This is a genomic window from Pseudomonas sp., from assembly GCF_049645325.1.
GTDB lineage: Bacteria > Pseudomonadota > Gammaproteobacteria > Pseudomonadales > Pseudomonadaceae > Aquipseudomonas.
In genome coordinates, this window is sequence record NZ_JBARTQ010000480.1 from 1 (window position 1) to 15,634 (window position 15,634).

9 protein-coding genes are annotated in these 15,634 nt (G+C 60.5%); 5 read left to right on the forward strand and 4 right to left on the reverse strand.

Annotation, left to right across the window (positions count from 1 at the left end):
- Positions 1–155: 155 nt before the first annotated feature.
- Positions 156–1,619, reverse strand: a complete 1,464-nt coding sequence (locus WBB95_RS20580; protein WP_017137429.1) for a glyceraldehyde-3-phosphate dehydrogenase — start codon at positions 1,617–1,619, stop codon at positions 156–158.
- 340 nt (positions 1,620–1,959) lie between these two features.
- On the opposite strand from WBB95_RS20580, the gene mfd reads away from it, so the two are divergent.
- Genes mfd through WBB95_RS20595 form a run of 3 tightly spaced genes read left to right on the forward strand, consistent with a single transcriptional unit; the run spans position 1,960 to position 8,690 of the window.
- A complete protein-coding gene (mfd, locus tag WBB95_RS20585; protein WP_424489256.1) occupies positions 1,960–5,409 on the forward strand; it encodes a transcription-repair coupling factor in 3,450 nt (1,149 codons plus the stop codon).
- Positions 5,410–5,420: 11 nt separating this feature from the next.
- Positions 5,421–5,990: a CsiV family protein gene (locus WBB95_RS20590; RefSeq protein ID WP_424489257.1), complete on the forward strand. Its 570-nt coding sequence runs from the start codon at positions 5,421–5,423 to the stop codon at positions 5,988–5,990.
- A 9-nt stretch (positions 5,991–5,999) separates the two neighbouring features.
- On the forward strand, positions 6,000–8,690 hold the full coding sequence (locus tag WBB95_RS20595; RefSeq protein ID WP_424489258.1) for a DEAD/DEAH box helicase: 2,691 nt from the start codon (positions 6,000–6,002) through the stop codon (positions 8,688–8,690).
- Positions 8,691–8,848: 158 nt separating this feature from the next.
- On the opposite strand, the gene WBB95_RS20600 is transcribed toward WBB95_RS20595, so the two are convergent.
- The 3 genes from WBB95_RS20600 to WBB95_RS20610 all read right to left on the reverse strand — a co-directional run bounded on the left by WBB95_RS20600 (position 8,849) and on the right by WBB95_RS20610 (position 14,131).
- Positions 8,849–12,154 carry an SNF2-related protein gene (locus WBB95_RS20600; protein WP_424489259.1) on the reverse strand — a complete coding sequence of 1,102 codons (3,306 nt, stop codon included), beginning with the start codon at positions 12,152–12,154 and terminating at the stop codon, positions 8,849–8,851.
- A 124-nt stretch (positions 12,155–12,278) separates the two neighbouring features.
- On the reverse strand, positions 12,279–13,289 hold the full coding sequence (gene nagZ / locus WBB95_RS20605; RefSeq protein WP_424489260.1) for a beta-N-acetylhexosaminidase: 1,011 nt from the start codon (positions 13,287–13,289) through the stop codon (positions 12,279–12,281).
- Between the two features lie 134 nt (positions 13,290–13,423).
- The gene (locus tag WBB95_RS20610) at positions 13,424–14,131 is read right to left on the reverse strand and encodes a TetR family transcriptional regulator (protein WP_424489261.1); all 708 of its coding nucleotides are present in this window, start codon (positions 14,129–14,131) and stop codon (positions 13,424–13,426) included.
- Positions 14,132–14,394: 263 nt separating this feature from the next.
- Here WBB95_RS20610 and lexA point away from each other — a divergent pair, with 263 nt between their 5' ends.
- Together lexA and sulA are read left to right on the forward strand one after the other, a co-directional pair.
- Positions 14,395–15,003, forward strand: a complete 609-nt coding sequence (gene lexA / locus WBB95_RS20615; RefSeq protein WP_003172575.1) for a transcriptional repressor LexA — start codon at positions 14,395–14,397, stop codon at positions 15,001–15,003.
- A 10-nt stretch (positions 15,004–15,013) separates the two neighbouring features.
- On the forward strand, positions 15,014–15,487 hold the full coding sequence (gene sulA / locus WBB95_RS20620) for an SOS-induced cell division inhibitor SulA (RefSeq protein WP_424489262.1): 474 nt from the start codon (positions 15,014–15,016) through the stop codon (positions 15,485–15,487).
- The last annotated feature ends 147 nt before the right edge of the window (positions 15,488–15,634 follow it).

The window sequence follows — 15,634 nt, forward strand, 5'->3', positions numbered from 1 at the left end:
CCAGCGCGGGGCAAGCCCGCTCACTACAGGGAGATTTTTCAGCCTTGAAAGTTGTGTAGATACTTATGCTGCGATGAGGCCCTACCAATCACCCCAAAACCCACAGCCACAAAAAAGCCCCGAACCAGTCGGGGCTTTTTATTGACTGCTGACGCTTAGCGCGGAAACGCAGGCGGGTTGACCCCAGCCATGTCTTCCATCACGCGAACCACTTGGCAGCTGTAGCCGAACTCGTTGTCGTACCAGACGTACAGTACAACGCGGTTGTCCTGGGTGATGGTCGCCTCGGCGTCCACCACACCGGCGTGGCGCGAGCCAACGAAGTCAGTGGACACCACTTCCTGGGAATTAACGAAGTCGATTTGCTTGTGCAGATCGGAGTGCAGCGCCATGTAGCGCAGGTACTCGTTCATCTCTTCCCGGGTGGCGGCTTTCTCAAGGTTCAGGTTGAGAATGGCCATCGACACGTTTGGCGTCGGCACGCGGATCGCGTTACCGGTCAGCTTGCCGGCCAGCTCAGGCAGGGCCTTGGCAGCAGCGGTGGCAGCACCGGTCTCGGTGATCACCATGTTCAGCGCGGCGCTACGACCACGGCGATCGCCCTTGTGGAAATTGTCGATCAGGTTCTGGTCGTTGGTGTACGAGTGAACCGTTTCAACGTGACCGTTTACGATGCCGAACTTGTCATTCACAGCCTTCAGCACCGGCACGATGGCGTTGGTGGTGCAGGAAGCGGCGGACACGATCTTGTCGTCAGCGGTGATTTCACCGTGGTTGATGCCGTGCACGATGTTCTTCAGCTTGCCCTTGCCCGGTGCGGTCAGCACAACGCGGTCGATACCCGGGCAGGCCAAGTGCTGGCCCAGGCCTTCGGCGTCACGCCATACGCCGGTGTTGTCCACCAGCAGCGCGTCTTTGATGCCGTACTGGGTGTAATCCACTTCAGCCGGGTTCTTCGCGTAGATCACCTGGATCAGGTTACCGTTGGCGGTGATGGTGTTGTTTTCTTCGTCGATGACGATGGTGCCGTTGAACGGACCGTGTACCGAGTCGCGGCGCAGCAGGCTGGCGCGTTTGGTCAGGTCGTTCTCGGCGCCTTTGCGTACTACGATGGCACGCAGGCGCAGGCCGTCGCCGCCGCCGGTTTTTTCGATCAGGATGCGCGCCAGCAGGCGGCCGATACGACCGAAGCCGTAGAGCACAACGTCGGTGCCTTTGCGGGCGGCGGCGTTTTGCTGGCCAACCACGTCGGCCATTTCTTCACGCACGAACTGCTCGGCGCTGCGGCCAGCACCTTCCTTGCGGAATTTGTAGGCCAGCTTGCCCAGGTCTACCGAAGCCGCGCCGAGCTTGAGCTCGCTCATGGCTTTCAGCAGGGGGAATGTTTCGTGGACGGAGAGTTCGCTGTCGTCGGCGGAACGGTGACGCGCAAAGCGGTGGGCTTTGAGAATCGCGATGACTGATTGGTTGATCAGGCTGCGGCCATAGATCGAGCTCACCACATTGTTATTGCGGTACAGCTGACCGATAAGCGGAATCATCGCTTCAGCGAGCGCTTCACGGTCGATCCATTCACCAAGACACTGGTCGGGCTTCTGAGTCACGGGAACCTTCCACATGTAGGGGCAGAAAAAAGGGGCTACATTATGTCGTCCGACTGCCCGATGAGCAATGCGCGACAGGCAACAAAAAGCCCTTGCAAAAAAATACCACCGCGCTACAGCCCAGTAAATACGCGGGTTCCAGAAGGCCACCACTTCGCCGACAACGCCGACTTGTCCGTAACCCTCCGAAACATCCGTACGAAATGGCACTACATATTGAGTCAAAACACTCCATTGTTTGTCTTAGCCACTACATTTCCTACAAACCGTAATAGGCACAGTCAGCAACTGACAGGCGGCACCTCGGGCCGTTACAATTACCGACTTTGTCGCAACGCTTGGAGCTCAACCTTCCGTGCCCGTTCTGCGTCTACCGCTTCTCCCTGCTGCGGCAGGTAAACAGCACTGGGGCAACCTGCCCGGTGCCGCCCTGAGCCTGGCCATTGCCGAGGCTGCCAGCGCAGCCAAGCGCTTTACCCTGCTGCTCACCGCCGACAGCCAAAGCGCCGAACGGTTGGAGCAGGAGCTGAGCTTCTTCGCCCCCGATTTGCCGGTGCTGCATTTCCCTGACTGGGAAACCTTGCCCTACGACCTGTTCTCGCCGCACCAGGACATCATTTCCCAGCGCATCGCCAGCCTGTACCGCTTGCCGGAACTGGCCCACGGCGTGCTGGTGGTGCCGATCACCACGGCCCTGCATCGCCTGGCGCCGACCAAGTTCCTGCTGGGCAGCAGCCTGGTGCTGGATGCCGGCCAGAAGCTCGACGTCGAACAAATGCGCACGCGCCTGGAAGCCACGGGCTACCGCTATGTCGACACCGTGTACGAACACGGCGAGTTCACCGTGCGCGGCTCGCTGATCGACCTGTTCCCGATGGGCAGCAAACTGCCGTTTCGCATCGACCTGTTCGATGACGAAATCGAAACCTTGCGCACCTTCGACCCGGAGAACCAGCGTTCCATCGACAAGGTCGACTCGGTCAAGCTGCTGCCGGCGCGGGAATTCCCGCTGCAAAAAGACGCGGTGACACGCTTCAAGGCGCGCTTTCGTGAGCGTTTCGATGTGGACTTCCGTCGCTGCCCGATCTTTCAGGATTTAAGCAGCGGGATTACACCGGCCGGTATCGAGTACTACCTGCCACTGTTCTTCGACGAAACCTCCACGTTGTTCGACTACCTGCCCCAAGACACTCAGGTGTTCTCGCTGCCGGGCATCGAACAAGCGGCGGAAAACTTCTGGAACGACGTGCGCAACCGCTATGAAGAGCGCCGCGTCGATCCGTCCCGGCCTTTATTACCGCCTGCCGAACTGTTCCTGCCGGTGGAAGATTGCTTCGCCCGCCTGAAAAACTGGCCGCGCGTGGTCGCCAGCCAACAGGACGTGGACGCCGGCAGTGGCCGCGAGCGCTTCCCGGCGCAAACCCTGCCGGACCTCGCGATCCAGGCCAAAGCCACGCAGCCGCTGGAAGCGCTGTCGAACTTCCTCGGCGAATTCCCCGGCCGCGTGCTGTTCACCGCCGAATCCGCCGGCCGCCGCGAAGTGCTGCTGGAATTGCTCGAACGCCTGAAGCTGCGCCCGAAAACCGTCGACAGCTGGCCGGACTTTGTGAAGAGCAAAGACCGCCTGGCGATCACCATCGCGCCGCTGGACGAAGGCTTGCTGCTGGACGACCCGGCCTTGGCGCTGATCGCCGAGAGCCCGCTGTTCGGCCAGCGCGTGATGCAGCGCCGCCGTCGCGAAAAACGTGCTGACGCCAACAACGATGCGGTGATCAAAAACCTCACCGAGCTGCGCGAAGGTGCGCCGGTGGTGCACATCGACCACGGCGTGGGCCGCTACCTGGGCCTGCAGACCCTGGAAATCGACAACCAGGCCGCCGAATTCCTCACCATGGAATACGCCGAAGGCGCCAAGCTCTACGTGCCGGTCGCCAGCCTGCACCTGATCGCGCGCTACACCGGCAGCGACGACGCACTGGCGCCGTTGCACCGCCTGGGGTCCGAGACCTGGCAGAAAGCCAAGCGCAAGGCCGCCGAACAAGTGCGCGACGTGGCTGCCGAATTGCTCGACATCTATGCCCGCCGCGCCGCGCGCGAAGGCTATGCGTTCGCCGACCCGAAAGCCGATTACGCGACCTTCAGCGCCGGCTTCGCCTTCGAAGAAACCCCGGACCAGCAAACCACCATCGAAGCCGTGCGCGCCGACATGCTCGCGCCCAAGCCGATGGACCGCCTGGTCTGCGGCGACGTGGGCTTCGGCAAGACCGAAGTGGCCATGCGCGCTGCCTTTATTGCAGTGCACGGCGGCAAGCAAGTGGCGATCCTGGTGCCGACCACCCTGCTCGCCCAACAGCACTACAACAGCTTCCGCGACCGTTTTGCCGACTGGCCGGTGAGCGTGGAAGTGATGAGCCGCTTCAAGTCCGCCAAAGAAGTGAACGCGGCTGTTGCGGACCTCGCGGAAGGCAAGATCGACATCGTGATCGGCACGCACAAGCTGCTGTCCGACGACGTGAAGATCAAAAACCTGGGCCTGGTGATCATCGACGAAGAACACCGTTTCGGTGTGCGCCAGAAAGAACAGCTGAAAAACCTGCGCAGTGAAGTCGACATCCTCACCCTCACCGCCACGCCGATTCCGCGCACGCTGAACATGGCCGTGTCGGGCATGCGCGACTTGTCGATCATTGCCACGCCGCCAGCGCGCCGGTTGTCGGTGCGCACCTTCGTGATGGAGCAGAATAAAAGCGTCGTCAAAGAAGCGCTGCTGCGCGAACTGCTGCGCGGCGGGCAGGTTTATTACTTGCACAACGATGTGAAAACCATCGAGAAATGCGCCGCCGACCTCGCCGAACTGGTGCCGGAAGCGCGTATCGCGATTGGCCACGGGCAGATGCGCGAGCGTGAACTCGAACAGGTGATGAGCGACTTCTACCACAAGCGCTTCAACGTGCTGATCGCCTCGACCATCATCGAGACCGGCATCGACGTGCCGAGCGCCAACACCATCATCATCGAGCGTGCCGACAAATTCGGCCTGGCGCAGCTGCACCAGTTGCGCGGCCGGGTCGGGCGCAGTCACCACCAGGCCTACGCCTACTTGCTGACGCCACCGCGCCAGCAGATCACCTCGGATGCGGAAAAGCGTCTGGAAGCGATCGCCAATACCCAGGACCTCGGCGCCGGTTTCGTGCTGGCCACCAACGACCTGGAAATCCGTGGCGCCGGCGAACTGCTGGGCGACGGTCAGAGCGGGCAGATCCAGGCCGTGGGTTTCACCCTCTATATGGAGATGCTCGAACGCGCGGTGAAGGCCATCCGCAAAGGCGAGCAACCGAACCTCGATCAACCGCTGGGTGGCGGCCCGGAAATCAACCTGCGTTTGCCCGCGTTGATTCCCGAAGACTACCTGCCCGACGTGCACGCGCGGCTGATCTTGTACAAGCGCATCGCCTCGGCCACCGACGAAGAAGGCCTCAAAGACTTGCAGGTGGAGATGATCGACCGTTTCGGCCTGTTGCCCGAGCCGACCAAGAACCTGGTGCGCCTGACCCTGCTCAAATTGCAGGCCGAGCAGCTCGGTATCAAGAAGGTCGACGCCGGGCCGCAGGGCGGGCGCATCGAATTCGAAGCGCAAACGCCGGTCGACCCACTGGTGCTGATCAAGCTGATTCAGGGCCAGCCCAACCGCTACAAGTTCGAAGGGGCTACGCTGTTCAAGTTCATGGTGCCGATGGAGCGTGCCGAAGAACGCTTTAATACAATAGAGGCGCTGTTTGAGCGCCTCATCCCGAAATCTGCTTGAAGGACGCCCCAATGCGCCTGTTCCGCATTTTGAGCTTGTTGTTGGTGGTCGTTGCTCCTTCGGCATTTGCCGACAGCCCGTACCTGGTGGAAATGATCCTGGTGCGCCAGAACGCCGAGCCGGTGATCAATAGCCGCGCAGCGCCGGAAAACTGGGACGCCGGTGCGTCGCGGCTGCCGGCGGACAAAATCAGCCCGCCGCGGCTGGGCAACATCGTCGACAAGCTCAGTGCCGACAACAGCTATACCGTGCTGCTGCACCGGGCCTGGGACCAGAACCTGGGCGACCAACCGGTGAAGCTGGCCATCAGCGATGGCCAGGAGCAGTTCGGCCAGTTTCCGATTGAAGGCACGCTTAACCTGCAATTGGGGCGCTTTACCGACATCGATGCAGACTTCTGGATCAACCAGTTCGACGCCAACGGCAGCGTGGTCGCCAGCGAGCACCTGAGCCAGCAAGAGGTGCGCACCAAGAACAACCAACTCAACTACCTGGATGGCGGCCACTTGGCGTTGCTGATCAAGATCACCTCGCTGACCGCCAAACCACCCAGCGCACCACCGCCCGACATCCAGGACTGATCCCGCGCCATGCCCCTGACGTCGTCGTTGACCAAACCCCTGGCCCCTTCGTGGGCCAATCGCTTTAAAGAACAGAGCCTTGAGCGCGGGCGGCGCTACGCCCTGGAGAACCGCGTGCGCATCGTCGAGTCCGGCGACAGCACCATCATCGCCAGTTGCGAGGGCTCGGGCGGCAATGTCTACCGCCAAACCATCTCGCTGCGTGAGTCGGCCAAGGGCACGTTGATCCTGGTGGACAGCCGCTGCACGTGCCCGGTGCACACCAACTGCAAACACATCGCGGCGGTGCTGCTCAAGGTCCAGGAAACCCTCGCCTACCCCGCCGCCGCCCAGGACGCCGAGCTGCTGGAAAAGCTCCAGGCCGTGCTGGATAACCGCGTGGTGTTGCCGCAAGTGGTGATGGAAGACGTGTTGCCCGTGCCGCGCCTGTGGCTGGCCAGCGTGGAGTTCAGTGCGTTTGAACCGCGCAACGGCAAGATGCAGCGCTATATCCAGCACCGCGCGGCGCTGTCGTTCAACTACCTGGGCAACTATGTCAGCGGGCAGAAAAACGCCGACATCGTGGTGCGCCAGGAAACCCAGAGCCTGCGCATCAAGCGGCACCCGGAACTGGAGCAGCCCTATCGCGAGCAGCTGCGCCTGCTGGGTTTCAAGATCGCCACGCGCCAGAGCAAGGCCCTGCCGGAAAGTGCGGGCGAGCTGTTCGAACTGGTCAATGACAGCGCCTGGCTGAACTTCACGCTCAACGCCTCGCCCACCTTGCGCGCCGAGGGTTGGGAGCTGCAAATCGAAGAGGATTTCGGTTTCGACCTGAGCGCCGTTGACGACTGGTACGCCACCGTCGATGAAGGGCCGGAGCGCGACTGGTTTGACCTGGAGCTGGGGATTATCGTCAATGGCGAGCGCCTGAGCCTGTTGCCGATCCTGCTGAACCTGATGCGCTCGCACACCGAGATTCTGAACCCGGAAAAACTCGCCAGGCGCCGTGATGACGAGCTGATCCTGGTGAACATTCCCGGCCTGCCCAACGGCCACGGCCCGCTGCAAGTGGCGTTGCCCTACGGCCGATTGAAGCCCGTCCTGGCTACCCTCGGCGAGTTTTACCTGCAGGAAACCGGCACCACCACGCTGCGCCTGGCCAAGGCCGATGCCATTCGCCTGAACCCGCTGGAAGACCTGCCGCTGCAATGGGAAGGCGGCGAGAAGATCCGTAACTTTGCCCAGCGCCTGCGGGACATCAAGGACTTCACCTGCGTGGCGCCCGAGGGGTTGAACGCGACCCTGCGCCCGTATCAGCTGGAAGGCTTGAGCTGGATGCAGTCGCTGCGCCAGCTGGACGTGGGCGGCATTCTTGCGGATGACATGGGCCTGGGCAAAACCCTACAGACCCTGGCGCATATTCTCACTGAGAAAATCGCCGGGCGCCTCGACCGACCGTGCATGGTGGTGATGCCCACCAGCCTGATCCCGAACTGGCTCGACGAAGCAGCGCACTTTACCCCGCAACTCAAGGTGGTGGCGCTGTACGGCGCCACACGCAAGAAGCATTTTGCGAACTTGCAGGACTATGACCTGCTGCTGACTACCTACGCCCTGCTGCCCAAGGACATCGAACAGCTTGCCGCCCTGCCCTTGCACGTGCTGATCCTTGATGAAGCCCAGTACATCAAGAACCCCAACAGCAAGGCCGCCCAGGCCGCGCGCGAGCTGAATGCACGCCAACGCCTGTGCCTGAGTGGCACACCGCTGGAAAACCACCTGGGCGAGTTGTGGTCGCTGTTCCACTTCCTGCTGCCGGGCTGGCTGGGCGACGTGAAAAGCTTCAACCGCGATTACCGTGTGCCCATCGAAAAGCGCGCCAGCGATGTGCGATTGCAGCACCTCAACGGTCGGATAAAACCCTTCCTGCTGCGCCGCACCAAGGAACAAGTGGCCACCGAGTTGCCGCCCAAGACCGAAATCATCCATTGGGTCGACCTCAACGAGGCTCAGCGTGATGTGTACGAAACCATGCGCCTGGCCATGGACAAGAAGGTCCGCGACGAGATCACCCGCAAGGGTGTGGCACGCAGCCAGATCATCATTCTTGAAGCGCTGTTGAAGCTGCGCCAGGTGTGCTGCGACCTGCGCCTGGTTAACGACGCCGCACTGCCCGCACGCGGCAGTAGCTCGGGCAAACTCGACAGCCTGATGGAAATGCTCGAAGAGCTGTTCGAAGAAGGCCGCCGGATTCTGCTGTTTTCCCAGTTCACTTCGATGCTGAGCTTGATCGAAGTCGAGCTGAAAAAACGCGGCGTAGCCTACGCACTGCTGACCGGCCAGACCCGCGACCGACGCACGCCGGTGAAGGACTTCCAGAGCGGCAAGCTGCAGATTTTTCTGATCAGCCTGAAGGCCGGTGGTGTAGGCCTGAACCTGACCGAAGCCGACACGGTGATTCACTACGACCCATGGTGGAACCCGGCCACGGAAAACCAGGCCACCGACCGTGCGTATCGTATCGGGCAGGAGAAGCCGGTGTTTGTGTACAAGATGATTGCCCGGGGGACCGTCGAGGAGAAGATTCAGCACCTGCAGAAGGAAAAGTCCGACCTGGCGGCAGGTGTGCTGGATGGCCGGACCACGGGGGATTGGCAGCTGGGGAATGAGGATATCGAGGCGTTGTTTGCGCCATTGCCGCACAAGCAAGAGAAGCGTTGACTGAGGGTCGCCATCGCAGGCAAGCCAGCTCCCACCTTTGAATGTATTCACACATCAAACTATGGGAGCGGGCTCGCGACAAAAGCTCGCCGGCTTCAGATTTAGTGTTCATCGCAAGTTATGGAGATACCTACGCTGCGAAGAGCGCGCCACGGCTTTCAGCCTGGCAATGGCGCAAACAGCGCCTCAATATCCCGTTGCTCCAGCTTCCACCCTGCACTGGCGCCACCTTCAAGAACACCATCGGCCAACGCTGCTTTTTCCAACTGTAACGCCTGGATTTTCTCCTCCACGGTGCCGCGCGCAATCATCTTGTACACAAACACCGGCTTGTCCTGCCCGATGCGATACGCACGGTCAGTGGCCTGGTTCTCCACGGCGGGGTTCCACCACGGATCATAGTGGATCACCGTGTCGGCCGCCGTCAGGTTCAAGCCCGTGCCACCGGCTTTCAAGCTGATCATGAACAACGGCACGTTGCCGTCCTGAAAGTTCTTCACTGGGGTGCGTCGGTCGAGGGTGTCGCCGGTCAGTATCGAATACCTGACCTCGCGCTGCTTCAACTCTTCCTCAATCAGCGCGAGCATCGACGTGAACTGCGAGAACAGCAAAATCCGTCGCCCTTCACTGAGTAACTCCTCAAGCATCTGCATCAAGCTACCCAGCTTACCGGTCCCGACCTTCACCGCCTTGGAAACCGGTGCCGACTTCACCAGACGTAAATCGCAACATACCTGGCGCAGTTTGAGCAACGCTTCAAGAATGATGATCTGACTGCGGGCCACACCGTGGCGGCTGATTTCATCGCGCACCTTTTTATCCATGGCCACACGTACGGTCTCGTAAACGTCCCGTTGCGCATCACTCAACTCCACCCAATGAACAATTTCGGTCTTGGGCGGCAACTCAGTGGCGACCTGCTCCTTCTTTCGACGCAACAGAAAAGGTTTGATACGCGCGGTGAGGTGCCGCATACGTTGCGCATTCGCGTGTTTTTCAATGGGCGTGCGGTAATCGCGGTTGAAGGTTTTGCTATCGCCCAACCATCCCGGCAACAGGAAATGAAACAGCGACCACAATTCGCCCAAGTGGTTTTCCAGCGGCGTACCTGAGAGACACAGACGTTGATCGGCGTTTAATTGCCGGGCAGCCTGGGCGGCCTTGCTATTGGGGTTCTTGATGTTTTGCGCTTCGTCGAGGATCAGCACGCTCCAGCGTGTGGGCTGCAACACTTCAAGGTCGCGTGGCAGCAACGCGTAGGTGGTAAGCACCAGGTCGTAATCGGCCAAACGCGTGAAATCGCTCTGGCGTTGCGCGCCATGCAGCGCCAGCACCTTAAGCTGCGGCGTGAAACGCTCGGTTTCATCCAACCAGTTCGGAATCAGGCTGGTGGGCATCACCACCAGTGCAGGGGTTTGCAATCGGCCGGACTGCTTTTCGCAAAGCAGGTGCGCCAAGGCTTGCAAGGTTTTGCCCAGCCCCATGTCATCGCCCAGAATCCCCCCAACGCCCAGCTCTCGCAGGGTTTGCATCCAGTTCAGGCCTTCGAGCTGGTAGCCACGCAGCTCGGCGTTCAAACCCTGGGGAGCCGAAATTTGCGCATGGGTCGACTCCTTGAGGCGCTTGGCAAAATGCCGCACGCGCTCACCGCCCTGCCAGACCAGCGGAATAGCGTCCAAATCACTGAGGCGGGCGGCATCCGGCGCACTCAACCGCAGCGTTTCGCCATCGGGATCGCGCAGGTACAGGGCACCTAACGTTGCCATCAGAGGTTTGATCCGGCCATAAGGCAGAGCGACCTTAGTCCCCTCGCGAGTGCCCAGGCTTACCAGCACGCGCTCTTCATCAGCGCGCTCATCCATATACCCGGCGTCGAGCAATTTGGGCTGGCGAGCCATGAGTTCCAGCACAATGGGCAGCAGGCTGTAGCGCTGGCCATTGACCTCGATCCCCAGTTCAAGATCAAACCATTCGTGACCGGGAGATTCTTCGATGTCAGCGTACCAATGGTCCACCGCTTCCACATGGTAATAAAAACCGGGCTGGATGCTGATGTCCCAGCCCGCCTGTTGAAGGGCTGGCAGATGATCGTCAATGAAGTTCAACCAATCGTCATCGGTGGCCAGATCAAACATCTCGCCGGCGCTTTGTGGCAACGCGCGTGTTTTGCGATTGACCTTGATAAAGCCGAGTTTAGTCAGGGCTTTGCGCAAGGCTTTTTCGGCCGCAGGTTTACGCTGGATACGCTGGGTTTCGGTACCGCTCAAAAACCGTATCTCAGCGCCACCCTTGTCGTGGGTCAAGCTATCGCCATAGCGATACGCCAATGCGGCACGGTGTTCAAACGTCGGCATTGGCCTGCGAAACTCTGCGCTGTAAGCATAGGTCTCGTCGCTGCCCAATGTCAGGCAAGCCTGAGGCTCGAGCGTATCGACCACTCGCTCGGTCAACGCACGCGGCGGCGGTATCGAGGCGCCCATTGCACTGATGCGATGACTGAATAACGTGACCTGGTTTTCGGGAATCTCGGGCAAGCTGGACAGGTGAATAGCCAGGCGATCATCCATTTCATACTCAAGCCGACCCAGCTCCATGTTATCCAGGTTCAAATAATGAAGCGGCTTGAGTGGCAGGACTTCGTGCAAGCGTAGATCGTCGCATAGCCATTGCGGTCGACAGCTGCCGTCCGGCTGCACGGCCCAATTGAAGTGAGCGACACGCGTGGAACCTGGGTTGAGCGCCAATTGGGTATCAAAGTCCACGAACAACCGTTCGGTTGTCAGCGCCAGTTTCAGAATTTCGGCGCCGTCCTCACCCTCCAGCGGAAAATTGCTGCCGTAGCGACCGTACTCTCGTCCAACCAAGAGAAGCCGACTGATGCGCTTGTCCACATCGAGCATGTAACCGGGGGCACGCGTCAGGATTTCATCGAGCGAGTACAGCGCCTTGATTTCGCCATAGCCGCCCTTTTTCAAGGTGCGTGCCCGGAAGACGGCCAGCGACCACCGGTTTGAGTAAGCGTCAGGGCTGAGCTGGTACAGCAAACAGGTGTTGCTGCTTTTGGGTAACGATTCAACCTCTGGCGTCGCGGCGGGAATATTGTTAAGCCATTGCTCGATCTGCGGATTGAGGCGATCACTGGGTGAATTGGGCTCATCCAGCTCGTGCGCAACTGCAGTCACTTTGAATAAAACGGCGGCGGCGTGTTTGCAGTCCACGCCGACCGGGCAAGAACACACACAATCGATATCAGTCCAATACGCGTCGTCCGAGGCGGTCAGAGTGATCACCAAGGAATAGATACTGCCGCCAGAGCCGCTGCACCGTGCGAGGAGTCGTTGTGTCCCGACCTCCATGATTTGGACGCGGTCTTCGTCCAGATAGTCAAAACCTCGCTCAAGTGTGCGAGGAGTGAAGTTTTCTTGCCAGTCCAGGCCGGCAAGACGCGTCAATAGGCTATTCATGGGGGCTCACTTTACGCCAAGCGTTGTCAAGATAAAGACGGCTGTTTCCTGCCTATGAGTACGAATAAGCGGCAGCAGTATTCCGATATCTCCGACGTTTTAGATTTTTATTAAACCCTTCTGATCACCCGATCAACTGAGCATCCCGCAGCGCGCCGAGCGCCGCCAACCAGCGCGGGTCTTGCTTGTAGTCTGTCGAAGCAACCGCCTGACCCCGCATCCGCGCGATCCGCGCCGATGGCGTGACCTTCATCCGTTGCGCCGCACTCAACGCCAACTCCGCCGCCGCGCGATCGTTGCACACCAGCCCCATGTCACAACCCGCCGTCAACGCCGCCTCAATACGACTGGCCGCATCGCCGACCACATGAGCCCCGGCCATGGACAGGTCATCGCTGAAAATAACCCCATCAAACTGCAACTCGCCACGCAGAATGTCTTGCAGCCAGCGGCGCGAGAAGCCGGCAGGCTGCGCATCAACCTGCGGGTAGATCACGTGCGCGGGCATCACCGCCGCCAGTTGCTTGCTCAAGCGTGCGAAAGGCACCAGGTCATTCGCGCGAATCTGTTCCAGGCTGCGTTCGTCATTGGGGATGGCGACGTGGGAATCCGCCTCAGCCCACCCGTGGCCCGGGAAGTGTTTACCGGTGGCCGCCATGCCGGCGCTGTGCATGCCACGGATAAAGGCACCGGCGAGCACGGCGGCGCGCTCGGGGTCGCCTTCGAAGGCGCGCGTACCCACCACGGCACTGCGCTGGTAGTCCAGGTCCAGTACCGGGGCGAAGCTCAGGTCGAGGCCGACGGCCAGCACCTCGGTGGCCATGATCCAGCCGCACTGCTCGGCCAGGTATTCGGCATTGGGGTTATCCGCCAACGCCCGCATCGCCGGCAGGCGGACGAAGCCCTGGCGCAGACGCTGCACGCGTCCGCCTTCCTGATCGACCGCCAGCAGCAGGTCCGGGCGCACGGCACGAATCGCCGCGCTCATCTCGCGCACCTGGCGCGGGTGCTCGATATTGCGCGCAAAAATGATCAGCCCGCCCACTTCAGGCTGGCGCAACAAGTGGCGGTCCTCGGCCGTCAGCCAGGTACCGGCCACGTCGACCATCAAAGAACCTTGCAGGGCAGCAGTCATAAACCTTCCTTTAATAACGCACACAACCCGTTGCGCTCAGGTGGCGCGATAAGCGCGTTGAGCACAACGGGTTGCGAGTAAATAGCTGAAATCGGCATGGCGGCTAGCTTAGCGGCCGCGCACACCCGGGGCAATCACGCCTTGGCGACGGCCGGCGTGGATTTGCTGCGCGGGCGCAATTGGGCGGCGGCCATGGCCTGGTCGGTCACGCCGGTTTCGGCGCGCATGCCGGCCGCAAGGAACGGCACCATCAGGCGCATCACCTGCTCGATGGAGGTGTTGACGCCAAAGTCGGTCTCGGCAATCGCGCGCAATGCCTTGATCCCGGACATGCTGAACGCGGCCGCGCCGAGCATGAAGTGCACGCGCCAGAACAGTTCGATCGGTGGAATTCGCGGGGCAGCTTCGTTGACCAGCAACATATAGCGGCGGAACACCTTGCCGTACATGTCTTCCAGGTAACGGCGCAGGTGGCCCTGGCTCTGACTGAACGCCAGGCCCAAAAGGCGCATGAAGATCGACAGGTCGTTGCCGCTGCGCGGTTGCACCACCAGCGCTTGCTCAACGAGCATTTCCAGCAGGTCTTCCAGGCTTGGCTTGTTGTCAGGCTTGGTCTGGCGGCGCTCAAGCTCACGGTCGAGGCTGGCGCAGAACGGCCCCAGGAAGCGCGAGAACACCGCCTGGATCAGGGCTTTTTTCGAGCCGAAATGGTAATTCACTGCCGCGAGGTTGACCCCAGCCTTGCTGGTGATCAGGCGTAATGAAGTTTCAGCAAATCCTTTTTCCGCGAACAATTGCTCGGCAGCATCGAGAATGCGTTCAACGGTTTCCGACTGGGCCATGGCTACTCCGCCTGACAAACACTTGTTTGAAACATACGTTTCAGAGTGTGTCTTGTCAAGCCTGCGAGTCCGTTTTCCGGCCGGGCAGTCATCTATTTCATCGCTATTTAATCACATCCCCGCCGGTCTGTAGGCAGCGCTGTCTCTGCCCTGTAGGACGGGTGACGAATGACCGTCCAGCGGAGTGCTTTAAAAGGATGATTGCCAAGTGCAGTTCACTGTATATAATCCCAGTCACTGTATAAAAAGACAGAGCGATCAACATGCTAAAACTGACGCCACGCCAAGCTGAGATTCTGGCTTTTATCAAGCGCTGCCTCGATGACAACGGCTACCCGCCGACACGAGCAGAAATTGCGCTGGAACTGGGGTTCAAGTCCCCCAACGCCGCCGAAGAACACCTTAAAGCCCTCGCCCGCAAAGGCGCGATCGAGATGACCCCAGGTGCTTCGCGCGGTATTCGCATCCCTGGCTTCGAAGCCAAGGCCGACGAATCGACCCTGCCGATCATCGGCCGTGTCGCCGCCGGTGCGCCGATCCTGGCGCAGCAGCACGTCGAAGAGTCCTGCAACATCAACCCGACCTTCTTCCATCCACGCGCCGACTACCTCTTGCGGGTCCACGGCATGAGCATGAAGGATGTGGGCATTTTCGACGGTGACCTGCTGGCCGTCCATACCACCCGCGAAGCCCGTAATGGCCAGATCGTCGTCGCCCGTATCGGCGATGAAGTCACCGTCAAACGCTTCAAGCGCGAAGGCAGCAAGGTCTGGCTCCTGGCCGAGAACCCTGAGTTCGCGCCGATTGAAGTGAACCTGAAAGATCAGGACCTGGTGATCGAAGGCTTGAGCGTCGGCGTCATACGCCGCTAAAGGAGGCACCATGCAGTTCATGCACACCCCACAACAGGCACAGCTGTCGCTGTTTGAGGCCTTTATGGCCCAACCCCTTGCGCCCATCCTCAAGGAAACGGTCGAGGCGCCCTGGAGCGCCGAGCCTGAGGCGTTCAGTGAACTGTCGTTGCGCGGTGCTGCCGGGAACTGCCTGAGCCTGCTGGCGCCGATCCTGCGCGAATTGAGCGAGGAGCAGGACGCCCGCTGGCTGACGCTGATCGCCCCGCCCGCCAGCCTGACCCAGGCTTGGCTGCGGGACGCCGGCCTCAACCGTGAGCGCATCCTGCTGCTGCAACCGCGCGGCACCCAAAGTGCCCAGCAGTTGACCTGCGAAGCCTTGCGCCTGGGCCGCAGCCATACCGTCGTCAGTTGGTTGAACCCGTTGAATGCTGCCGCCAAGCAGCAACTGATCAGCGCCGCTCGCCTGGGCGATGCGCAGAGTTTGAATATTCGATTGGGGTAAGCTGTTCGCGGGCTACTGCGGGGGTTTTGCGGAACTTTTGTGAGGGCTTGAGTGAGGTTTTTGTGAATGCTGGTGTGAGAGCTTTTGTAAGGGCTTATGTGATGGCTTTTGTAAGAGCTTATGTGGTGAGCGGGCTTGCCCCGCGCT